The sequence below is a fragment of the Corynebacterium sp. p3-SID1194 genome (genome assembly GCF_025144155.1).
GTDB lineage: Bacteria > Actinomycetota > Actinomycetes > Mycobacteriales > Mycobacteriaceae > Corynebacterium.
Map to the genome: position 1 here is coordinate 92,438 of NZ_JALXWY010000003.1, position 20,449 is coordinate 112,886.

Genomic DNA, 20,449 nt, shown 5'->3' on the forward strand with positions numbered 1-20,449 from the left:
TCGCAGCGAGTAACTGTACTCTGCCGATGCCTATAAGCGGAAGTGAGCGACGTCGTTGACGCACCGAACCACGCCGAGCTCGCCATAAAACTCGACGACGCTGATCGACGCCAAATCCAAGAACACATGCTTGAACGTGTCCGGCCCCGATTCCAGCGCCTGCCGGATCACCGACTTGATCGGCGTCATGTGCGTGACCACCAGCACCGTCTGTCCCTCATGAGCTTCCTGCACTTTCAGGCGCGCGCGAGTCACCCGTCGGTGCACGGCGACCAGGCTTTCACCTTCCGGAGGAGCTTTGCTTGCCGACGCCTCCCACGCCCCGAATTCCTCCGCGTACTTTTCCCGCGCCTCATCTCGAGTGAGTCCCTCGAAGACCCCGAAATCCAGCTCCCGGAAACCGTCGACTGTCTCGATGTCCGCAGCGTCGATCCCCAGCGCCTCCGCGCACGCCTTGGCCGTTTGCTGTGCCCGCACCGCCGGCGACGCCACGACAGCGTCAATCTGGCCGAACGCCGCCACCGCCTGAGCCACTGCCGCCGACTGCTTCTCCCCCAGCTCCGTCAACTCCGGGTCCGACGAGCCGCTGTAGCGCTTCTGTGCCGAGTGCTCCGTCTGGCCGTGACGGACCAACACGAACCGGGTGCGCGGGGCGGTGTTCCCGTGCCAGTGGGCGGGGCTGGCGGTTTCGTGGCGGGCGGGCGGTTGTGCGGTTGAAGAGCCCGTCGATAAGCTCTGCGTCTCCACGATGCCCGGCTTCGCGCCCCGCGCAGCGGCGTCCATGGCCACGTTGGACAGCTCGTCGGCTTTCTTGTTCTTCGCGCGCGGAACCCACGCGTAGCTGACCGACGTGAAACCAGCGGCGAGCTCCCGTGCCTCGAGCGCCAGCTTCTTCATGTCCGGGTGCTTGATTTTCCAGCGTCCCGACATCTGCTCGACGACCAGCTTGGAGTCCATGAAGACCTCCACCTCGCCCGCCCCGAGCTCGCGCGCCGCCTCGAGTCCGCGCAACAAACCGTGGTACTCGGCGACATTATTCGACGACTTCTGGCCGACAACGTAGGCGATCTCCGCGAGCGTCGCGCCCGACTCGTCGTAGACGACGCTTCCCGAGCCCGCGACCCCCGGATTCCCCCGCGAACCGCCGTCGGTGTAGACCGTCACCTTCATGCGCGCGCCGCCCTAGCCTGTGACCCGGATGAGCAACGTGCCGCAATTCGGGCAGGTCGGGAGCTCGTTTTCGGGCACCGCCATGACCTCCGCGCGCTCGGCGGGCGGGAGCTGGAGGAAGCAGCTGTTGCAGGTGCGCCCGTTGAAACGCGCCGCGCCGACTGTTGCGTACACGCCGAGCACGCTCGACGGAAGTTCAGCGCGCAACGCATCCGTATCGACCTCTTCCTTCGCGGGGACCGCATCAGCTGCCCGGCGCGCCGCCTCGATCTTGCGGTCCAGCTCGTCGAGCTTCGCGCCGTGCACGTCGCGGTTATTGCGCAGGGCCTTGACCTCGCCGTGCGCCTCCTTGAGCTCGTACAAAAGGTCCGCGATGCGCGACTTCGCCGCGTAACGATCGTGCTCTAAGTCCTTGCGGCGCTCCGGGTCCGTCTCTGCGGAAAGCTGGCGCTTGTCGTCGAGCTCACGCTTTTTCAGCTTGCGCTCGTCCTCCTGGATGCGCAGAATCTCCGCCTCCACATCGTCGACGGCGAGCTGGGCTGCCGCCGCCGCATTCGCGAGCCCCGGGCGCTGCGCCTCGAGTTTTTCCAGCTCTTCCTGCTCCGGCGACGCCGCGGTGTCGTGAGTCTGGCTACGCTCCGCCTCCGCGAGCGCCAGCAGCGTACGTTGCTTATCCAGTTCCAGTTCCACGTCAGCCTTCTTTCTACTTCGTGTGGTTCGGGTGTGCGGAGATCGTCCACGGGTCGGTGCGCAGGGTAATGATTCCCGTCGCGACCTCAGGGCACGCGCCCGCGACGATCTCGCTGGCCTGCTCCGTCCACGGGAACTCGCTCGCCCAGTGCGCGGTGTCGATCACGGCGGGGCCGCCGGCGCGCAGGTGCTCGTCGACGGGGTGATGCCTCAAATCGGAGGTCACGTAGACGTCCACCCCGAGGCCGCGCACGGCGTCGAGGAAGCTGTCGCCGGAACCCGACGATACCGCGACCTTCTGCACCATCGCGTCGGGATCACCGGCCGCGCGGACACCCCACGCGGTCTCCGGCAGAGCGTCAGCGACCTGCTGTGTGAACTCGCGCAGGGTCATCGGCTCGGGCAGTTCGCCCACGCGGCCCAGGCCGGTGGCGCGCGACAAATCACCAGTTCCGGCGAGCTGCACGACGTCGAACGCGGGCTCTTCGTACGGGTGCACCTCGCGCAGAACTTCGGTCAGGCGGGCGCGCAGGCGGGACGGCGCGACGAACTGCACGCGGGTCTCCGGCGCGGAGTAGTGAGAGCCGACTTCGCCGTCGGTGGGGTTGGCGCCAGGCTGCGGGGTGAAGCCGCCGCGCCCGTCCCATTGGAAGGAGCAGTGGGAGTAGTTGCCGATTGCGCCGGCGCCGGCGTCGAAAAGCGCGTCCATGACGGCGGTGACGTCTGCGGGCGGGATGTGTACGCCCCACAGGTCCTGGGCATCAGGGTCGACGACCTTGATCGGGCGGCCGGGCGTGATGCCGACGAGTTCAGCCAGCTTGTCGGACACGCCGGGGCGCGCGGAATCGGCGTTGGTGTGCGCCGCGAACAGCGCGCAGCCGCCGCGCACGAGGGTGTGCACGACCTTGCCCTTCGGCGTGTCCGCGGCAACGGACGTGACGCCGCGCATGAGCAGCGGGTGGTGCACGACGAGCATGTCGGCGCCGAGCTCGACGGCTTTTTCCGCGACGGCCTGGGTGCAGTCGAGCGCGAACGCGACCCGCGCGACCTCGGCGGACGGGTCGCCGCAAATGAGCCCGACGGCATCCCAGTTTTCGGCGAGCCGCGGCGGGTACGCGGTCTCCAGCGCCGCGACGACATCAGCAACAGTCGTAGTCATATTGTCCCAGTCTAGGTCGATTGCCGCGGCAGCTGCGCACTGCCATGCTGGGGTGCGTGATCACACTGCTTCTCGATGTCGACGGCACCCTCATCGACTCCTTCCCCGGCATCCGCGCCGGGTTTATCCACGCGCTCGACGCCGTGGGCTGGGAGCATCCTGACGACGAGTTCATCGCTCGCATCCCGGGCCCACCGATGGAGGAGACGCTCACCAGCGTGGGCATGGACGACGCGACGCGCGATCGCGCCTTCGCCGCCTACATGGACTTCACGCACGCGGGCGGGTGGCAAAACGCTCAGGCATTCCCCGGCATGCGCGACCTTCTCAAAAGCTGGAAGGAGGAGGGGTTCCAGGTGGTCACGGCGACGTCGAAAGGCGAAGGTTTCGCGCGCGCCATCTTGGAGCGCGAAGGCATGCTCGAGTTCATCGATTTTCTCGGCGCCGCGCAGGAGGACGGGCCGCGGCGCCGCAAGGCGGACGTCATCGCGCATGTGCTGGATAATGTGAAGGTGGGCCGCGGGCTCATGATCGGCGACCGCCTCCACGACATCGAGGGGGCCGCGCAATTCGGCTTATCGACGGCCGCCGTCACCTGGGGTTACGGCACCCAGGACGAATGGAACCGCGCGTGGGCCATCGCGCGCACCCCGGCTGAGCTCGCCCGCATCGTCACCGCTTTCAAGGAGGAACAGTGATCCACATCGACTTCGTGTGCACCGGCAATATCTGCCGCTCGCCGATGGCGGAAGTCATCGTGCGCCAAAAGCTTATCGACGCCGGACTCGACCCCCACGTCCGCGTCACCTCCTCCGGAATCGGTGGCTGGCACGTCGGCAACCCCGCCGACGAACGCGCCCTCGCCGAGCTGTCCGCCCACGGTTACGACGGCTCCGCCCACCGCGCCCAGCAATTCGGCGGCGAGCAGATGTCCGCCGACTTGATCGTCGCTTTGGCCACCCGCCACGTCTCCGAGCTCGTCGCTCAAGGCGTGGACGAGGAAAAGGTGCGTCTGCTGCGGTCCTTCGACCCCACCGCGCCTGAGCAAGCAAGCGTCGAAGACCCCTATTACGGCGGCCCCGAAGGATTCACCGTCACCCGCCAGCAGATCGAAGCCGCTGCCGACGGCATTCTGGATTGGGTGCGCGCCCGAGTAGACTGATCGGCGTGACCACGTCGAAGTCGATCTGGAAGACATTTCTCAGTCCCGGATGGGTCCTCGCCGTCGTCTTCGCTGTCCTCTTCTCCTGGTTCGCCATCACGTGGTTGTCCCCGTGGCAGCTAGGCAAAGACCACGCCATCAAAGAGCGCAACGAACGCATCGAGCAAGCCTTCGACCGCGACCCCGTCGCCGTCGAGGATGTCCTAGCCAGTGAGTCCCCCGAGGAATGGACCCGCGTGACCATGCGCGGCCGTTATCTCCCCGACGACGAGTTGCTGTTGCGCCTCCGCCCCGTCGAAGGTGCCCCCGCATTCCAGTCGTTGGTGCCTTTTGCCCTCGACAGCGGAAAGACCGTCCTGGTCAACCGCGGCTGGGTTCCTGCCGATGAAGGCGGCACCGCCGTCCCGCCCATCGACCGCGCCCCCACCGAGCCCGTCACCCTCAGCGCCATGATCCGGCTTGCCGACCAATCCTCCATCCCGCCCATTTCCGAGCAGGGCTACACGATGGTGCAAACCATCAACACCTCCCAACTCTCCGAACTCACCGGCACTGAGCTCGCCGCGCCATACGCCCAATTGCTTAACGACGAACCCGGCGTCCTCAATCCCATCCCCCTCCCCGTCCTCGACCGCGGCAACCACCTGTCCTACGGCCTCCAATGGATCGCCTTCGGCATCATGGCTCCTGCCGGACTCGCCTATTTCATCTATTCCGAAGTCCGCGAACGACGCCGCTACGCCTCCGAACAACAAGAACTAGCTGCTCTTTCCTCCGCTGAGTCTGAGTCGGCGCCCTCCGGCGAGCCCTCCCCTGCTCCCGCCCGCGCACGCTACGGCCACTCCCGCAACAACCCCTGGGCAACGAAGCCCGACGAGGAACGCATCTAGCTTTTTGTTGCTCACTGTTCCCCCGTGCTAGCATTTCCTCCACGCGCGCCGTTAGCTCAGCTGGAAGAGCAACTGGTTTACACCCAGTAGGTCGGCGGTTCGAGCCCGTCATGGCGCACCAATAACACACGCTCACCCGAAAGGTGAGCGTTTTCCTTTGTGGGGGTCGTCCCTGTGGATAGTTTTGAGTTATCCACAGGTTTTTGGGTTGCCTGTTTCGCGTTTGCGTTGGTCGGTTTAGCGTGTGGGGCATGAACGATTTCGAGGCGTTTATCGTCGCTGCTGCGCGACCAATGGATATCCTGGCTGATTTCAACCGCCAGGCTGCTCAGGCTGCCGGCGTCAAACCGACCACGTATATCGAGTGGGGAAAAGCCCACGAGACCTACTTCGGCACGACCCGCTCCACCCGCAAACAAGCCCACGCAGTACGCATCGCCCGTGAGACGGGGAAGTCGTTGGACCAGATCTTGTTCATCGAACAGCAAGTGCGTTCGTTGGGTACGGAGAAGGAGAAGTGGACAATCCGCCTGGCGTTGTTGTCTGTGCGCGGGAACTACGAGACGTTGAAACGCCGCGCGAAAGACATCGTCCCTGAGGTGGATGCACCTGCCCCTGAGTCGGCGGTGCGGTTTGGTAAGGAGCGGAAAGGTAAGCGCACTTTCAGTGCTACTGGTGATGCGAGTGATATCGCCGCCCTTGAGTACGCCCTGCGCCAAAAACTCGACGCCAACCGCCCCGAGGGCCCGCAGATGTACGAGGCATTCCACGACTTGCTGCACAACGATGGTGCTGTCGCTGATGCTGTTCCACGCCCGCTGGTCCAGATCCCGCTGCCGGATTACATCAAGGTCCTTGGTGGCCAAGGGGATGACACCATCCTGGGGTTGTCTGATGGCACCACGATGACTGGTGCGGAGTATCTAACGCACCATCACTCCAAAGACCTTGAAGTGGCACTGTTCCACCCGCAGCACGGTCCGGTGAACCTGTACAACACGAAACGGTTCGCTAATAAGAAACAACGCGACCTGGCCCGGGCAACACTGACGACGTGTCCTGTGCCGGATTGTCGGCATGCTGCTGATAACTGCGAGGTCCACCACATCGAACCGTGGGCTCGCGGTGGGCAGACGAATATGAGCAACCTGTCGGTGTTGTGCAGGTATCACAACCGCACCAACGATGATGACCCCGATAGAAACAACAGGGGCCGAATACAGGTGCGCGATGGGACACCGATATGGGTTTCACCGCGCGGAACACCAGTGGCGAACAGCACACACCAATACGGTGCCATGCACCTACTGTTCGGAACCTAGCCGAGGGGCCACCACACCCCACGGCCACTTCCGCATGCCTATCTGGTCTGGCGCTGTGGGGGTGGAAAGCCTACTGGCCCGTCCCCATTCTTCCAACGGATGTATGCAATAAATCTGCGAATTATCAGTGATCCAGCAATCGGAACCGCGATGAGAAGGAAAAATCCGTTCCTGTCCATAGTTATGAGCAGGATGCCGAGTACGCCGGGCGCAAACGCGATGAGATCTCCCCAAAATTCATCGACTGGGCGCATAAGTAGGGGAATCGTGGTTAGCATCAGTACGACGACCTGGAAGCCGATGAAGAGGGTCACCAGGATAATCGTGAAGAACAGAAGTGGCGCACCGGGATTTTCACTTCCGGATAAGCTGATTAGGCTCACGATGAGAACGAGCAGGGCAATCGCCCCCACCGCAAGCTCCGGAATCGGGAGCCTCAGAAGCGGAAAATCCCAGAGGCGCGGTGCATCGGGAGCGCTCGGCATCTCGCCTTGAGCAGGACCAGGCGCGGGCGCGCCTGGGTGCGTCGGCACCTCCGGTGCCAGCTCCTGGTTCTCATGCGGATACACAGTTTGCGGGTGAGGAGCCTGTTGACGATCAACGCCGGTAGGATCGAGCCTCGGCCCTGATGTCACCGGCGTTTCCCGCCCAGCAGGCGTGGATTCGGCTCGAGTTTGCTCAGGAGCAGCTGGTTCTTCTGACGGATTATTTGGCGAGGTGGAGGGGCCGTGCTGGTCCATGCCAGTATTCTATGCACGCTCGAAATACGGCGACGGAAGAATCCGAAACTCACACAGGTTCGCAGGCAGCAGCCGGACAGAAGCTACCTCTCACCAGATGGCTCCGGGTGAGTTGGTGCAGTTTGAGTTGGAGCCGGGTGAGCTGGATCAGCCTGAGTTGGAGCCGGGTGAGCTGGAAGCGGGCGAAAAGGCGCCGTCCGCGGCTTTGAATCGCGACGCGCCCGGGGATTGACGCCCAGCTTCCACAGGGTGAAAGCGATCAATCTCCTCACGAAGAGGGATACAGCGACGGGAAGAATCCCAATGCCGAAAGCAATGCCATCAACGCCTTCAACCCAAGCCCACAGCCCCAGAGCTCCCACGACCAGCACCATGATGTCCCACCCGAAGGATGTGACGGCGCCTCTTTGGAACGGAATCGTCAAGAAGAAGCCGAGCATCATGACCACCGTCAAAGGCACGAGCACAAAGAAAGTGATGAGACCGTTGCCGCCTGTCATGTAGTTGATGTCCATGTAGGCGAAATAAGCGAAGACACCGAGGACGCACAGTTCCAATAAAGGCAGTCTCAGCACCTTGAAATCGGTCAGGCGAGGCGGCTTATTTTGCTGCGAGCTGTTTGGTTCGGCCGGTGGGCGTGACTCGGCTGCTGTTCCTGGCTCGGTCATACCGGAAGCATATACATTTCCTCGCAAATGCACTGCGGGAAGCGACGTGAACTATGTGAAGCGAGCGCGCGGGCACAGAGTCGGAGGCTCAGCTGACGTGGTTTGGTCGGACACAGTGCCGAACGGACACGGTTCGGACAGAATCGGAAGGGAATTCGACGCGAATCAGAAGCGAATCACGCCGATCCCGCGAATGAAATCGGGCAAAACGGGGGTAGTGAAAGCGGGTTTGGGCGGGATGGTGGGGAATCTCACAGGGGTGAGGGGGTCGTCGATAAGCGAAATGCTTTGAGCAGCACTATCGCTTCACGCCGGCGTTGCGCAGGCAAGAACCCTGCCAGGAACCGAGGCGATCTGCCTTCGTCTGAACAAGCCCCGCGAGCTGGGCAGACTCGGAAATATCGCCCGGGTGGACCTCGCCGGGCTGATTCGCGCCCGGCGTCAGGAGCCAAATGCAGCCCGAATCGGAGAGATTACGGGTGGCGTCCACCAACGAATCGACGAGATCTTCGTCGTCAGCGCGGTGCCAGAGGAGGACGACGTCGCAAAGCTCATCCGTATCGTCGTCAAGCAGGGCTTCCCCGATCGCATCCTCGATGGACTCCGAAATCGACGCATCACAATCGTCGTCCCAACCGAGCTCCTGGACGATCTCGCCCTTCTTAATACCGAGCTTATCCACGTAGTTTGCGGCACCAGCGGCGCTCACTGTCTCCACTTCCTCCTTGAACGGCGAACAAGAATATAGCCAGGATACAGCCACACTTACCCCCGTGGGCGACAGTCCGAAAAAGAACGTATCCTTGAAACTTGTAGGCACCGGCGAGTTCGCGCCGGACGGGCATGTGAACAATCGTCCTGACGTGCGAAAAGCTGGTGGAAAACACACCACGAAATCGGAGGATGGTCTTGTCTGACCCTCAAAACCTGAACGATTCGAACATCCCGGTCATCCGTGACGGCGTCGCATCGTATCTGCACGACGCCGACCCGGAAGAGACCCAGGAATGGATGGACTCCCTGGATGGTCTCCTCGAGACCTCCGACCCGGAGCGCGCCCGCTATCTCATGCTGCGTCTCCTCGAGCGCGCATCCGCACAGCGCGTGCCGATGCCGGCAATGACGTCGACTGACTTCGTCAACACCATCCCGACCAAGCTCGAGCCGGAGTTCCCCGGCGACGAGGCAATGGAGAAGCGCTACCGCCGCTGGATCCGCTGGAACGCAGCCATCATGGTGCACCGCGCACAGCGCCCGGGCATCAAGGCCGGCGGCCACATCTCCACCTACGCGTCCGCAGCGGCACTCTACGAGGTCGGCTTCAACCACTTCTTCCACGGCAAGGACGCCCCGCAGGGCGGCGACCAGGTCTTCATGCAGGGCCATGCCTCCCCGGGCATGTACGCCCGCGCTTTCCTCGAAGGCCGCCTGTCCGAAGACCAGATGGACGCCTTCCGCCAGCAGCACTCCCGCCCGGAGCTGGGCATGCCGTCCTACCCGCACCCGCACGACATGCCGAATTTCTGGGAGTTCCCGACTGTGTCCATGGGTCTCGGCCCGATGAACGCGATCTACCAGGCACGCTTCAACAAGTACCTGCAGCACCGCGGCATCAAGGACACCGACCAGCAGCACGTCTGGGCATTCCTCGGCGACGGCGAGATGGACGAGCCGGAATCTCGCGGCCTGCTCCAGATGGCTCGTCTGTACGAGCTGGACAACCTGACCTTCGTCGTGAACTGCAACCTGCAGCGTCTCGACGGACCGGTTCGCGGTAACGGCCAGATCATCCAGGAGCTCGAGTCCTACTTCAAGGGCGCTGGCTGGAACGTCATCAAGATCGCCTGGGGCCGCGAGTGGGACGAGCTGTTCGAAAAGGATGAGGACGGCGCACTCGTCGACCTCATCAACAACACCACGGACGGCGACTTCCAGACCTTCAAGGCGAACGACGGCGCCTACGTCCGCGAGCACTTCTTCGGCCGCGACGAGCGCACCGCCAAGCTCGTCGAAGACTGGTCCGACGAGGAAATCTGGAACCTGCGCCGCGGTGGCCACGACTACCGCAAGGTCTACGCCGCATACAAGAAGGCGCTGGAGACCAAGAACGGCAAGCCGACCGTCATCCTCGCGCTCACCGTCAAGGGCTACGGCCTGGGCCACAGCTTCGAGGGCCGCAACGCGACCCACCAGATGAAGAACTTGACTCTGGATGACCTGAAGCTCTTCCGCGACATGCAGGAAATCCCGATCTCCGACGAAGAGCTGGAGAAGGATCCGTACCTGCCGCCGTACTACAACCCGGGCCCGGACTCCGACGAAGTCAAGTACATGCTCGAGCGCCGTAAGAAACTCGGCGGCTACCTGCCGGAGCGTCGCGAGAACTACACGCCGCTCGAGGTGCCGGATCTGGAGAAGACCTACCGCCCGCTGTTCAAGGACTCCGGTAAGCAGAAGGTCGCCTCCACCATGGCGCTCGTCCGTGCCTTCAAGTCGCTCATGCGCGACAAGGAGATCGGCAAGCGCGTCGTCCCGATCATCCCGGACGAGGCCCGCACCTTCGGTCTGGACTCCTGGTTCCCGACCCTGAAGATCTACAACCCGAAGGGCCAGAACTACGTCCCGGTCGACCACGACCTGCAGCTCTCCTACCGCGAGGCACCGGAGGGCCAGATCCTGCACGAGGGCATCAACGAGGACGGCTCGTCGGCAAGCTTCATCGCCGCCGCAACAAGCTATGCGACGCATGGTGAGCCGATGATCCCGATGTACATCTTCTACTCGATGTTCGGCTTCCAGCGCACCGGCGACAACTTCTGGGCTGCTGCCGACCAGATGGGCCGCGGCTTCATCATCGGCGCGACCGCCGGCCGCACCACCCTGACTGGTGAGGGCCTGCAGCACATGGACGGCCACTCCCACGTCATCGCGTCCACGAACCCGAGCATCGTCGCCTACGACCCGGCGTTCGCATACGAGATGCCGTACCTGGTCAACCGCGGTATCGAGCGCATGTACGGCCCGGAGGGCGGCGAGAACGTGATGTACTACCTCACCGTCTACAACGAGCCGATGCACCAGCCGGCCCGCCCGGAGAACCTGGACGTCGAGGGCCTGCACAAGGGCATCTACCTCTACGACCGCGGCGAGGAGAAGGAGAACAACGTCTCCCTGCTCGCTTCCGGTGTCGGCATGTCCTGGGCACTGCGCGCGCAGAAGATCCTCCAGGAGGAGTACAACGTCGGCGCTGCCGTCTACTCCGTCACCTCCTGGACCGAGCTGGCACGCGACGGCGCAGCCCGCAACAAGGCGCGCATCCAGAACCCGGCCGAGGATCAGGGCGAGCCATTCGCTACCACGCAGCTGAAGCAGACGGAAGGCCCGTACATCGCGACGAGCGACTTCACGACCGAGCTGCAGGAGATGATCCGCCCGTACGTGCCGGGCCGTTACACGGTGCTCGGCGCAGACGGCTTCGGCTTCTCCGACACCCGCGAGGCCGCACGTCGCTACTTCAACATCGACGCTGAATCCATGGTTGTCGCAGCGCTGACGTCGCTTGCCGACGAAGGCAAGATCGACATCTCCGTCGCCGCCCAGGCCGCCAAGGACCTCAAGGTCGACGACCCGACCGCTGCGGTTCCGGCGACCCCCAGCAAGAAGGACGACTAAGTCAAATGAGGTCGCGCGAGGAGATCTAACTCCGCGCTAGCACCCAATGAGCTCCCCGTCCCCACTGTGGGGCGGGGAGCTTTTCGCATGGTTGGGCACAGCCGACGTGTGCAGCGTCCAAACACATGTATTGGGGGTATCGGCGAGGTTTACGGGGGTAAAAACACGTCTGCGCTTGCGGTGTCGCCGCAGATACCGGATTGTTATCTCTTATGAAGAAATACGTCATTTCCCTGGCGACCGCTGCCGCCGTATTCGCAGCCGGACTGTCCCCCGCCCACGCCGCCGACGCCGAAAACACGAACGGCGCAGACCCCGTGGCTATCTCCCCAGCGGCCAACACAGACGCGGGAAAGGAAACTCCCGCTGAAGATGGCGGCTCCGAAGATGGTCTGACTGACGGACAGATCGCCGGCATCGTCATCGGTGTCGTAGCTGCGGTCGCAGCTGTCGCTGGCGGCGCTCTCTGGGCGATCCAGCAGGGTCTTATCCCGAATCCGGCTCCTGGTCTCATCCCGGGACCCGCGCCTAAGCCAGCCCCGAAGCCTGCACCCGCTCCAAAGCCTGCACCCGCTCCAAAGCCTGCACCCGCTCCAAAGCCTGCACCCGCTCCAAAGCCCGCGCCGAAGCCCGCGCCGAAGCCCGCGCCGAAGCCGGCGCCGAAGCCGGCCCCGGCGAAGACCTACGCTAACTGCCGCGCCGTGTGGAATGACCTCGGTCGTCCGATCCGCAGCAACGAGCCAGGTTACGGTAGCCACCTTGACCGCGATGGCGACGGCGTGGGCTGCGAGAAGCGCCCCCGCTAAGGAACCCTGAATCTCTCCAACGCCCTTGCCACGCCCAGTGTTCGCACGAACCTAAGCGCAGCAAGGGTTTTCGCTTTGCGTATCTCTAGAATGGGGCGCATGGAACTTTCGCAACGCCTCGACTTGGCCAAGCTCGGACTTGATCCGGACCTCGTCCCGGACGACGCGGAGAACGCCGACAAGACCGTCGCCGCCGAGGGCAGCACGATGGCTCAGCTGGCCAGCCTTTTCGCCAAGGTCGGCGCTGTGGAGGATGCGGATGAGGTCGGTGCGGATGACACGCTCGACAGCTTGGGGGTCGACTCACTGACGCGGATTGAGCTCGCGGTGCGCGCTGAAGAGCATTTCGGGGTGCTGGTGAGCGAGGAGGATGTCAGCCCGAGTTCTACGCTGGGCGAACTCGCCGAATACTTTGCGACGAACGACGCGCCCTAGGCAACCCGAGCGTCGAAGCGAAATGTTTGGGCGAGCTCGGTCAAGGCACTGCGGAATGTCGCGATCTCTTCTTCCGAGGCTTCGATGACTTCGCGGCAGCTGACAGCTCCGTCGCGAGCTGGTTCCCTGCGCCAGCGGGTGAACCACGGTACGTCCCACACGCTGACCAACGAAGGAACGGAAGAGGGTTCGCTGAGGTGCTCGTACATGAGTCCCTCGACACGCAGACGCAGGTGACGCGGCATGGAGCTGATCGACAGCACGCAACGGGTGCGGGAGGTAGCTGCGGCAGAGTCGGCGTGGGCCAAGGTGGCGGTCATGTCGGGAAGGTGTCCTTTCGCTGTTGAAACGCACCGCTCCCCCGCGACCAGGAGCTGGCCGGAGGTGTGGTGCGTCAGACGAGGCTCGTCTTCCCCAACGCCCTCATGTGACTCTCGGCAATTGTTGCTTCGCTTAAGCCACACGGGCAACCCTCAACAACCGCTTGATCCCCCCGATCATTCAAGGATGGGTTGAAGGTTGCTTAACTTCGTTTAACGGCCCACCCGTCGGCGGAGTCCTCACCGCGCGAATCGACGAACACCCGATACAAGGCACCCAGGAACTCGTCACGGGTGGCGGGATGGGAGCTCGGGTCGGAGCCGGGACGTACATCAGGACGGTAGGAAGGACCAGCAGCCCCGCGGAGAGCTTCGCGGACTTCGCCCTTGGTGGGCATCATGCCGTCGTCGGCAAGCGGATCGTCGGAGGGGAGGGAGGATTTGGTGAGGCGCCAGCGTCGCAAAGCTTCTGGCTCGAGCTTGCCGAAGGGCGTGAACATGAAGCGCGCCCACGTGTTTATCGGCGCATTCTTCATGGTGACCGGGACGTACCAGCCGGCCCAGTACGCAGCGGTGCCGAGCGTGAACCCGACGAGCGGCGCGGCGGCGATAGCGGCGGTGGCGTGCCCTGCGTTGTAGAGGACCATGGCGGTGATCGACCCGGCGATGGCGGGGACGACGTACATCTGCTGGTCGTTGAGGATGCGGGGGATCCGCCCGATGAGAACCTCGCGGATGACCATCCCACCGGTCGCGGTGAGAACGCCCATGAGGATGCAGCCGGGCCACGCGACGCCGGCTCCGATCGCGGTGATAGTGCCGGTGGTGCACCAGACGCCGAGGATGATCATGTCGCCGTGGAAGCGCGCGAGCTCCCACACATAACCGTGGAGGTTAGCGAAGAAAGCGGTGGCGGCGCCGAGGACGGCGACGGAGATGTACCAGGGGTCGGCAAGCGCGGCGACGGGGGTATTGCCGATCAAGGCATCGCGCATCATGCCGCCAGCCATGCCCGAAATGATGGCGATGAGTATGAAGCCCACCGCGTCGAATCTCATTCGCCGAGCTACGGTCCCGCCGATGATCGCGTTGAGAAACACACCGATCAAGTCGAGGAGAGCAATGGCTTGGCCTACTGCATTGTCAATGCCACCGAAGTACATTCACGTATCGTAACTAATCTAGCTCGGCAAATATGCGGGTATTGGTTTCTTGCCACAGGGGTTTGGCCCAGTCGCCGAATTCGCGGTCGGTGAGCGCGACCATGGCTGAGCCAGCGGCGCGCGACTCGGACCAGGCGGGCACGACCCACAGGTAGGTGCCTGCCATGCCGAAGTGGCCGACGGTGTCTTCGGGCATGCCGTCGCCGGTCCAGTGGGGGTCTTTATCAGCCTTGATTTCAAAGCCTAAGCCCCAGGGACAAGGCTTTTGCATGCCGTAGCCGGGGACAATGCCACGGACATCGCCGAACTGGTTGGCGAAGGCGTCGCGGAGGGTGGTTTCGTCGATAAGCGTGGGCGCGAGGAGTTCGCGCGCAAAAGAGAGCAAATTATCGACGTTCGACCTCCCCCCGTGCCCCGCCGAACCGTAGATCTCGGTCGAACTCATGCCGAGGGGCTCAAAGACACCTTGGGCGGCGTATTCGGCGAATGTCATGCCGGTCTCCTCCTCGAGGCGCTCCGCGAGAATCTCGTAGCCGGCCGACGAATAGATGCGGCGCTCCCCCACCGGCTTTTGCGGCTCGCGGGTATCGAAGCCGACGCCCGACGTGTGCGCGAGCAGGTGCCGCACCGTCGCTCCGTCCGGCCCGCACGGGGTGCTCAGCTCGAAGACGCCCTCCTCGACGGCCATGAGGAACGCGTAGGCGGCGAGCAGCTTCGTCACGCTAGCGAGCTCGAAGACATGCTCCTGATCTCCGAAGGTGCTGGTCTCATCGGCTCCTGCGCCCGGCGCGATCAGCGCGGCGGCGACGGTGTCGGCGGGCCAGTTTTCAAGGTGCGGGGCGAGTTCCATGCCCGCCAGCCTAGCGCGGGATTTACGGCAGCTGCGGCAGCGAAGGAAGCTGCGGGAGCTTCACCAACTGGGTCAGCTGCGGCGCGACTGCGATGCCCCCTGCGATAAAACCGAGCAGGGCGAGAACGCCGACGAGGGCGCCCTGCCACTCCTTCGGCGCGACGGCGGATCCTTCGGGGACGGTCACCTCGTGGACTTCCTCAGGAGGTGCGGGGCGCTCGTCGGCATCAGGGCAACCGGCGTTGACGACCTTGGTGCGCCAGTCGTCGGCGTTGTACATGAACGCGAGGGCGCCGTAAGGCACGTGGCCAGTGCGCTCGGGGGATAAGGAGCTGGTGCCGTCGAAAAGCTTGCCGAAAACGGACGAACCCGTCGCGGTCTCCCCTTCGTCCTTCAGAGGCAGGGTGCCGACGAGCTCAGCCGTGGCCTCACCGTTGTCGAGGTTGCGGGACAGCTCAGCTTTGCGGGAGTTGTACTCCCTCAGCGCGTCGCGCCACGTCGCGTCATTGTAGTGCGCCAACCAGAGCTTCTCGGCGGCGATCGCGGGGATCTCGGCGGCGGTGTACGCAATCGAGCAGGTGCCGGTCTCACTAGCGGGAGCGCCGGAGGGAGTCTCGGCGGCAGCGGCGGTGGACGCTGCAGAAACGGGGACGACGACGGAGAAGGTCAGGGCGGTAACGAGGAAGGCGGAAGGGAGTTTCATGGGGGAAACGATACGTCGATAAGCAATGCCTTGGGGACGCTTTTCCGAAACTGACGCGCATGCTCTTGTAAGCTGCCGTCCATGAGCGCAACGACGATGACCAAGCGCAAGAATGACTCAGCGGGCTTCCTCGGCTGGATCGAAAAGATCGGCAATAAGCTGCCCGACCCGTTCTGGCTATTCGTAATTCTGTCGGGCTTTGTGGCGGTGTCGTCGTGGCTAGCGAGCCACGCGGGACTGAGCGCCATCGACCCGTCGTCCGGCGAAGAAATCCATGTGGAAAACCTGCTGACGGCCGAAAATCTGTCGCGCATGGTGTCGGACGCGGTGGATAATTTCATCTCGTTCCCGCCGCTCGGCGTGATCCTCGCGGTCATGCTCGGTGTCTCCATCGCCGAGAAAGCTGGCCTTTTGTCTGCGCTGGTGCGCCGCATGGTGGTGCGTGTCAGCCCGAAGATGCTCACGTTCATGGTGGCACTCGCGGGCGTCACCGGCTCCGTTGCATCCGACGCGATCTACGTGATCGTCATTCCGCTCGGCGCGATGGCGTTCTACGCGGTCGGCCGCTCCCCTATCGTGGGCGCGATGGTCGCGTTCGCGGCATCGTCGGCGGGCTTCAACGCGTCGCTGATCCTCAACATCACTGACTTGCTGCTCGCCGGTATCTCCACCTCCGCGGCACAGCTTGTCGACGAAAACTACGCCGTCTCCCCCCTCGCCAACATCTTCTTCGTCATCCCGTCCGCCGTGGTCCTGTCGCTGATCATCACGGCAGTCACCGAGTTCTACGTGGACAAAAAAGCCAAACAGCTTATCGACGACGACCACATCGACCCCTCCGAGCTTGCCTTCGACGACGACACGGAGCCGGATGACGCTGACTCCGATGCTTCGTCGAAGTCTGACAGTGACTCTGACAGCGACTCTGAGGGCGCCTCACAAGACGACCTCGCCCTGTCACCCCTGGAGCAAAAGGGTCTGATCTGGTCCGGCGTCGCGCTGCTCGCGTTCTTCGCCGTCTACTTTGCCCTGCTGTTCGCGCCCGCCTCCCCCTTCGCACGCCCCGAAGAGGGCTTCATGCAGTCCCCGCTCATCCAAGCCATCGCTGTGCCGATCGCCCTGGCATTTTTCATCACCGGCCTCGTTTACGGCCTCATCGTGGGCACCGTGAAATCGCCGTCCGACATCCCGTCGTTCATGGCCAAGGGGCTGGAGTCCCTGCTGCCCATGATGGTGCTCTTCTTCGCCGTCTCCCAGTTCCTCGCGTGGTTCCAGTGGTCGAACCTCGGCTCGTGGACGGCGATCCGCGGCGCTGAGCTCCTCCAGACGTGGAACCTGCCGAACATCCTGCTTTTCGCCGCGTTCGTGCTCATGGTCGCGCTGCTCAACCTCTTCATCACCTCTGGCTCCGCCCAGTGGGCACTCATGGCGCCCGTGGTCGTGCCGATGATGATGTACGTCGGTGTCTCCCCCGAAGTCAGCCAGATGCTGTTCCGTATCGGCGACTCCCCGTCCAACATCATCACCCCGATGTCCCCGTACTTCGCCGTCGCCCTGACGTTCCTGCAGAAGTACTACAAGAAGGCCGGCGTGGGCACTCTGATGTCCCTCGCCCTGCCCTATTCCATCGCCATGTGCGCCGGCTGGTTCCTGTTCTTCCTCGCCTGGTACTTCCTCGGCATCCCGCTCGGCCCCGGCGCGCCGATGAGCTACGACGTGTAGAGCGGTTGCGGGGGCGATCTGGGACAACAAAAAGCGCCCCCATACAGGCGATTTGTAACCTTGTTCAGTGAGACGCTAGAGTATCAACACGTTGCACAGCAGCGCCTGATTCACTGAGAATCAAGCAAAGCTACAGCAGATATTCCTCCATAGCTCAGTTGGCAGAGCATTCGACTGTTAATCGAAGGGTCACTGGTTCGAGCCCAGTTGGAGGAGCACATACACTCACCCCGCAACTAGCACAGAAGCTGGTAGCGGGGTGTTTCTGTTGCGCAGCACGGCAGCGAGAGTTTCGGGAAGGTGGCCCCGCTGGGCGATTGAGTCTAGGGTCGGGCCGAGAAAACGACGATTCAAGGAGCAGAGCATTGACTACAAGCAAGCAGTGGGTCCTCGCCTCCCGCCCGGAAGGCACACCGACCAGCGAGAACTTCCGGCTCGAGACAAAAGAGCTGCCAGAGCTTAGCGACGGCCATATCCTCGTCGAGAACTCCTTCGCCAGCGTCGACCCCTACATGCGTGGGCGAATGAATGACGTGAAGTCCTATATCCCGCCGTTCCAGATCGATGAACCGCTGACAGGCACCGCGGTCGGCACTGTTGCGGAGTCCCGCTCTGACGCGTTCAAGGTGGGCGACACCGTGCGTCACTTCGCGGGATGGCGCACACACGCTGTCCTGAACGAGAGCGAGGCGGAAAAGATTGACACCAGTATCGCTCCGGCAGAGGCGTATCTGGGCATGCTCGGTCTGACGGGGTTGACTGCTTATGTCGGGCTGACCGCCGTCGGCGAGATGAAGGAAGGCGATGTCGTGTTCATCTCGGGTGCGGCGGGTGCTGTGGGCTCGGCGGCTGGGCAGATCGCTAAGCATCTCGGCGCGGCGAAGGTGATCGGGTCTGCGGGCTCCGCGGAGAAGATCGATTACATCACCGGTCGGCTCGGTTTCGACGAGGCGTTCAACTACAAGGACGGCGACGTCACCGGCCAGCTTGCCAAGGCTGCACCGGAAGGCATCGATGTCTATTTCGACAACGTCGGCGGGGACCACCTCGAAGCGGCAATCGCCAATGCGAATACATTCGGCCGGATCGCCATGTGCGGGGCGATCGCGCAGTACAACGACACCGAGCCGGTGTCAGGGCCGCGCAATCTGGGCCTATCCATCGGCAAATGCCTGACGCTGCGCGGCTTCGTGGTGGGCCAGTATTCTCACCTGGCCAAAGAATTTCAGGAAAGGATCGCGCCGCTCGTCGTCGACGGCTCGATCAGCTACGAGACGACCGTGCGTGAGAGCATCGACAACATGCCGAACGCGTTCCTCGAGCTTTTCGACGGCGGCAACACCGGCAAAATGATCGTCAAACTGTAAGACGAATAGTCAGCCTCGCTGGGCTTGACCGGAAAATTGTGGGGCCAGCGGGGCTCGAACCCGCGACCAGCGGATTATGAGTCCGCGGCTCTAACCGACTGAGCTATAGCCCCTCGCTGCGCCTTTGAACCACGTGCTCTACGCATCATTAGTGCGCGAGATGCGGCGGACGCATCGTCAAAGTATAACTATGCAACGCTAGCTGCGAACAATCTCCCCAAGTCACGTCGTTAAAGTGGGTTCGCTAAGGTGAAAAGGTACTGGCACGGAGCTCTACAAGGAGGCTGAACACGATGGGACGTTTGACCCAACTGGCAATTGGAGCAGCTGCCGGATATGTCATGGGCTCAAAGGCCGGGCGAAAGCGTTATCACCAGATCGTGGACACCACGCAGAAAGTGGTCAACTCGCCTCTTACCCAGCAGGTGATCCGCTCGACCCGCAAGACCATTGCGAACCAGCTCGACCCGGATCCGCGGATGCGCGAGGTCAAGGACTTGCGCCGCGGTCGCGGAAAGAACCACGGCGAGATCGCTGACACCATTTACGAACCAGACCACGATTAAGCGCGTATTCAAAGTCGCTTGGCCGCTGCCACAGCGAATATCTAGTACACTCGGATAGCCGGGTAAAGTGTAAGAATGCTCAAACGCGACATCACTAGGTTCGATGCGCTGCATTCGTACCCCAACCTTGAAGCGTTCTACCGCGATACGCCCAAAGAGGAGCTCACCACCATCAAATATGGTGCAGGGGACCTTGATATCTTGTTCCTCGACCGTGAAGCCTCCACCACGGTCGTATGCTTCCACGCGGCGCTGTCACCGAGCGGAACTAACTCTTACCCCTTGTTCTCCGCGTTGAGAATGACCACCGACTTGGATGCGAACATCATCTGTGTCTCGGATCCCATTCTGGAAAGGGGGCTGAGCCTCGGCTGGTACGCCGGCGCCGAAGGCCAGCCGTTGCAACGGGACCTACCGAATGTGATCAGGCATTTTCTTTCGAGATGCAAAGTAAACCAGCACGTCGTGTTTTTCGGCTCTTCCGGCGGCGGCTTCGCTAGTCTGTATTATTCACACGGATTCCCGGGGTCCTCCGTGCTGGCGATGAACCCGCAAACCAACATCGCGGAATACACGCCGAAGACTGTTTCGGACTACGTGCAGGGAGCATGGGGAAAAAGCGAGATTGAACAAACCCCGATCACGTACAACCTCACCGATGTGTACCGGGACGGCTTCCCCAATACTGTTTATTTCATGCAGAACCTCTACGACGCCCACCACAGGGACCGCCACGTCGCCTGGTGGATGCGGGGAATTCCTGCGCACTCACCCAATATGAATCTGTTGATGGACGACTGGGGCTTAGGGCATGTCCCTCCCCCGAGCGATCTCGCCGAGGCAGCGTTGAAAGCCGTCGTGGAAAAAGATCGCGACCGCTTGGCGGAGCTCGGATTCATCAATGCTCCCGCAAAGGACGAACCGGCTCGGCTGTTTCTCGCTAGGAAAGCCGCCCAACAGAAAACTAATCTCTAGGCTGGATCAGGACTTGTGCCTGGTAGATGCGCGCGCAAGTGCGCTGCGCCAGTCATGCTAAGTAGAATC

21 protein-coding genes and 3 tRNA genes are annotated in these 20,449 nt (G+C 62.8%); 13 read left to right on the forward strand and 11 right to left on the reverse strand.

Annotation, left to right across the window (positions count from 1 at the left end; translation table 11 throughout):
- Positions 1-30 precede the first annotated feature (30 nt).
- The 3 genes from M3G19_RS03710 to M3G19_RS03720 are packed head-to-tail and all read right to left on the reverse strand — an operon-like array spanning position 31 to position 3,019.
- Complete coding sequence (locus M3G19_RS03710; protein ID WP_259900509.1) at positions 31-1,170, reverse strand: bifunctional RNase H/acid phosphatase; 1,140 nt, start codon at positions 1,168-1,170, stop codon at positions 31-33.
- Positions 1,171-1,182: 12 nt separating this feature from the next.
- Positions 1,183-1,860: a zinc ribbon domain-containing protein gene (locus M3G19_RS03715; RefSeq protein WP_259900514.1), complete on the reverse strand. Its 678-nt coding sequence runs from the start codon at positions 1,858-1,860 to the stop codon at positions 1,183-1,185.
- 13 nt (positions 1,861-1,873) lie between these two features.
- Positions 1,874-3,019 carry a Nif3-like dinuclear metal center hexameric protein gene (locus M3G19_RS03720; RefSeq protein WP_259900523.1) on the reverse strand — a complete coding sequence of 382 codons (1,146 nt, stop codon included), beginning with the start codon at positions 3,017-3,019 and terminating at the stop codon, positions 1,874-1,876.
- Between the two features lie 56 nt (positions 3,020-3,075).
- Between M3G19_RS03720 and M3G19_RS03725 the strand changes: the two genes are divergently transcribed.
- The 5 genes from M3G19_RS03725 (at position 3,076) to M3G19_RS03745 (ending at position 6,393) form a co-directional block, all read left to right on the forward strand.
- Positions 3,076-3,717 (forward strand): HAD-IA family hydrolase, encoded by a 642-nt coding sequence (locus M3G19_RS03725; RefSeq protein WP_259900531.1) that lies wholly within the window; start codon positions 3,076-3,078, stop codon positions 3,715-3,717.
- The gene (locus M3G19_RS03730) at positions 3,714-4,181 is read left to right on the forward strand and encodes a low molecular weight protein-tyrosine-phosphatase (protein ID WP_210572733.1); all 468 of its coding nucleotides are present in this window, start codon (positions 3,714-3,716) and stop codon (positions 4,179-4,181) included. The genes M3G19_RS03725 and M3G19_RS03730 overlap by 4 nt, the downstream gene beginning before the upstream one ends.
- 5 nt (positions 4,182-4,186) lie before the next feature.
- A complete protein-coding gene (locus M3G19_RS03735) occupies positions 4,187-5,071 on the forward strand; it encodes an SURF1 family protein (protein WP_259900534.1) in 885 nt (294 codons plus the stop codon).
- 45 nt (positions 5,072-5,116) lie between these two features.
- Positions 5,117-5,192: transfer RNA gene (locus M3G19_RS03740), tRNA-Val, on the forward strand.
- Between the two features lie 130 nt (positions 5,193-5,322).
- Positions 5,323-6,393 carry an HNH endonuclease signature motif containing protein gene (locus M3G19_RS03745; RefSeq protein ID WP_259900536.1) on the forward strand — a complete coding sequence of 357 codons (1,071 nt, stop codon included), beginning with the start codon at positions 5,323-5,325 and terminating at the stop codon, positions 6,391-6,393.
- A gap of 38 nt (positions 6,394-6,431) precedes the next feature.
- Here the strand turns inward: M3G19_RS03745 and M3G19_RS03750 are convergent, their stop codons facing one another.
- The 3 genes from M3G19_RS03750 to M3G19_RS03760 all read right to left on the reverse strand — a co-directional run bounded on the left by M3G19_RS03750 (position 6,432) and on the right by M3G19_RS03760 (position 8,510).
- The gene (locus tag M3G19_RS03750; protein ID WP_259900539.1) at positions 6,432-7,133 is read right to left on the reverse strand and encodes a hypothetical protein; all 702 of its coding nucleotides are present in this window, start codon (positions 7,131-7,133) and stop codon (positions 6,432-6,434) included.
- Between the two features lie 83 nt (positions 7,134-7,216).
- The gene (locus M3G19_RS03755) at positions 7,217-7,801 is read right to left on the reverse strand and encodes a hypothetical protein (RefSeq protein WP_259900548.1); all 585 of its coding nucleotides are present in this window, start codon (positions 7,799-7,801) and stop codon (positions 7,217-7,219) included.
- A 298-nt stretch (positions 7,802-8,099) separates the two neighbouring features.
- A complete protein-coding gene (locus M3G19_RS03760) occupies positions 8,100-8,510 on the reverse strand; it encodes a DUF3052 domain-containing protein (protein WP_259900852.1) in 411 nt (136 codons plus the stop codon).
- A gap of 200 nt (positions 8,511-8,710) precedes the next feature.
- Between M3G19_RS03760 and aceE the strand changes: the two genes are divergently transcribed.
- The 3 genes from aceE (at position 8,711) to M3G19_RS03775 (ending at position 12,714) form a co-directional block, all read left to right on the forward strand.
- The gene (gene aceE / locus M3G19_RS03765) at positions 8,711-11,473 is read left to right on the forward strand and encodes a pyruvate dehydrogenase (acetyl-transferring), homodimeric type (RefSeq protein WP_259900554.1); all 2,763 of its coding nucleotides are present in this window, start codon (positions 8,711-8,713) and stop codon (positions 11,471-11,473) included.
- A 212-nt stretch (positions 11,474-11,685) separates the two neighbouring features.
- A complete protein-coding gene (locus tag M3G19_RS03770; RefSeq protein ID WP_259900556.1) occupies positions 11,686-12,279 on the forward strand; it encodes an excalibur calcium-binding domain-containing protein in 594 nt (197 codons plus the stop codon).
- Between the two features lie 99 nt (positions 12,280-12,378).
- Positions 12,379-12,714 (forward strand): acyl carrier protein, encoded by a 336-nt coding sequence (locus M3G19_RS03775; protein ID WP_259900558.1) that lies wholly within the window; start codon positions 12,379-12,381, stop codon positions 12,712-12,714.
- Here the strand turns inward: M3G19_RS03775 and M3G19_RS03780 are convergent.
- From M3G19_RS03780 to M3G19_RS03795, 4 genes are all read right to left on the reverse strand, one after another.
- On the reverse strand, positions 12,711-13,034 hold the full coding sequence (locus M3G19_RS03780) for a hypothetical protein (RefSeq protein ID WP_259900560.1): 324 nt from the start codon (positions 13,032-13,034) through the stop codon (positions 12,711-12,713). The genes M3G19_RS03775 and M3G19_RS03780 overlap by 4 nt on opposite strands.
- A gap of 203 nt (positions 13,035-13,237) precedes the next feature.
- Positions 13,238-14,197, reverse strand: coding sequence for a trimeric intracellular cation channel family protein (locus M3G19_RS03785; RefSeq protein WP_259900569.1), 960 nt, complete (start codon positions 14,195-14,197; stop codon positions 13,238-13,240).
- Between the two features lie 13 nt (positions 14,198-14,210).
- Entirely contained in the window at positions 14,211-15,047 is an 837-nt protein-coding gene (locus tag M3G19_RS03790) for a serine hydrolase (RefSeq protein ID WP_259900571.1), read from the reverse strand.
- Positions 15,048-15,069: 22 nt separating this feature from the next.
- Positions 15,070-15,750, reverse strand: coding sequence for a hypothetical protein (locus M3G19_RS03795; protein WP_259900573.1), 681 nt, complete (start codon positions 15,748-15,750; stop codon positions 15,070-15,072).
- 81 nt (positions 15,751-15,831) lie between these two features.
- Here M3G19_RS03795 and M3G19_RS03800 point away from each other — a divergent pair, with 81 nt between their 5' ends.
- The 3 genes from M3G19_RS03800 (at position 15,832) to M3G19_RS03810 (ending at position 18,839) form a co-directional block, all read left to right on the forward strand.
- A complete protein-coding gene (locus M3G19_RS03800; protein WP_259900576.1) occupies positions 15,832-17,472 on the forward strand; it encodes an AbgT family transporter in 1,641 nt (546 codons plus the stop codon).
- A 143-nt stretch (positions 17,473-17,615) separates the two neighbouring features.
- Positions 17,616-17,688, forward strand: a tRNA-Asn gene (locus M3G19_RS03805).
- 149 nt (positions 17,689-17,837) lie between these two features.
- Complete coding sequence (locus M3G19_RS03810; RefSeq protein ID WP_259900578.1) at positions 17,838-18,839, forward strand: NADP-dependent oxidoreductase; 1,002 nt, start codon at positions 17,838-17,840, stop codon at positions 18,837-18,839.
- Between the two features lie 39 nt (positions 18,840-18,878).
- Here M3G19_RS03810 and M3G19_RS03815 read toward each other — a convergent pair.
- Positions 18,879-18,952, reverse strand: a tRNA-Ile gene (locus M3G19_RS03815).
- A 189-nt stretch (positions 18,953-19,141) separates the two neighbouring features.
- On the opposite strand from M3G19_RS03815, the gene M3G19_RS03820 reads away from it, so the two are divergent.
- Entirely contained in the window at positions 19,142-19,405 is a 264-nt protein-coding gene (locus M3G19_RS03820; protein ID WP_259900853.1) for a hypothetical protein, read from the forward strand.
- Between the two features lie 75 nt (positions 19,406-19,480).
- On the forward strand, positions 19,481-20,380 hold the full coding sequence (locus tag M3G19_RS03825; RefSeq protein ID WP_259900580.1) for a hypothetical protein: 900 nt from the start codon (positions 19,481-19,483) through the stop codon (positions 20,378-20,380).
- The last annotated feature ends 69 nt before the right edge of the window (positions 20,381-20,449 follow it).

Excerpts from the sequence above, each read along its gene's own strand:
- M3G19_RS03710 (WP_259900509.1), bottom strand. The coding sequence starts at position 1,170 with ATGAAGGTGACGGTCTACACCGACGGCGGTTCGCGGGGGAATCCGGGG.
- M3G19_RS03720 (WP_259900523.1), bottom strand. The coding sequence starts at position 3,019 with ATGACTACGACTGTTGCTGATGTCGTCGCGGCGCTGGAGACCGCGTAC.
- M3G19_RS03745 (WP_259900536.1), top strand. The coding sequence starts at position 5,323 with ATGAACGATTTCGAGGCGTTTATCGTCGCTGCTGCGCGACCAATGGAT.
- M3G19_RS03750 (WP_259900539.1), bottom strand. The coding sequence starts at position 7,133 with ATGGACCAGCACGGCCCCTCCACCTCGCCAAATAATCCGTCAGAAGAA.
- M3G19_RS03755 (WP_259900548.1), bottom strand. The coding sequence starts at position 7,801 with ATGACCGAGCCAGGAACAGCAGCCGAGTCACGCCCACCGGCCGAACCA.
- M3G19_RS03770 (WP_259900556.1), top strand. The coding sequence starts at position 11,686 with ATGAAGAAATACGTCATTTCCCTGGCGACCGCTGCCGCCGTATTCGCA.
- M3G19_RS03775 (WP_259900558.1), top strand. The coding sequence starts at position 12,379 with ATGGAACTTTCGCAACGCCTCGACTTGGCCAAGCTCGGACTTGATCCG.
- M3G19_RS03780 (WP_259900560.1), bottom strand. The coding sequence starts at position 13,034 with ATGACCGCCACCTTGGCCCACGCCGACTCTGCCGCAGCTACCTCCCGC.
- M3G19_RS03785 (WP_259900569.1), bottom strand. The coding sequence starts at position 14,197 with ATGTACTTCGGTGGCATTGACAATGCAGTAGGCCAAGCCATTGCTCTC.
- M3G19_RS03790 (WP_259900571.1), bottom strand. The coding sequence starts at position 15,047 with ATGGAACTCGCCCCGCACCTTGAAAACTGGCCCGCCGACACCGTCGCC.
- M3G19_RS03795 (WP_259900573.1), bottom strand. The coding sequence starts at position 15,750 with ATGAAACTCCCTTCCGCCTTCCTCGTTACCGCCCTGACCTTCTCCGTC.
- M3G19_RS03800 (WP_259900576.1), top strand. The coding sequence starts at position 15,832 with ATGAGCGCAACGACGATGACCAAGCGCAAGAATGACTCAGCGGGCTTC.
- M3G19_RS03825 (WP_259900580.1), top strand. The coding sequence starts at position 19,481 with ATGCTCAAACGCGACATCACTAGGTTCGATGCGCTGCATTCGTACCCC.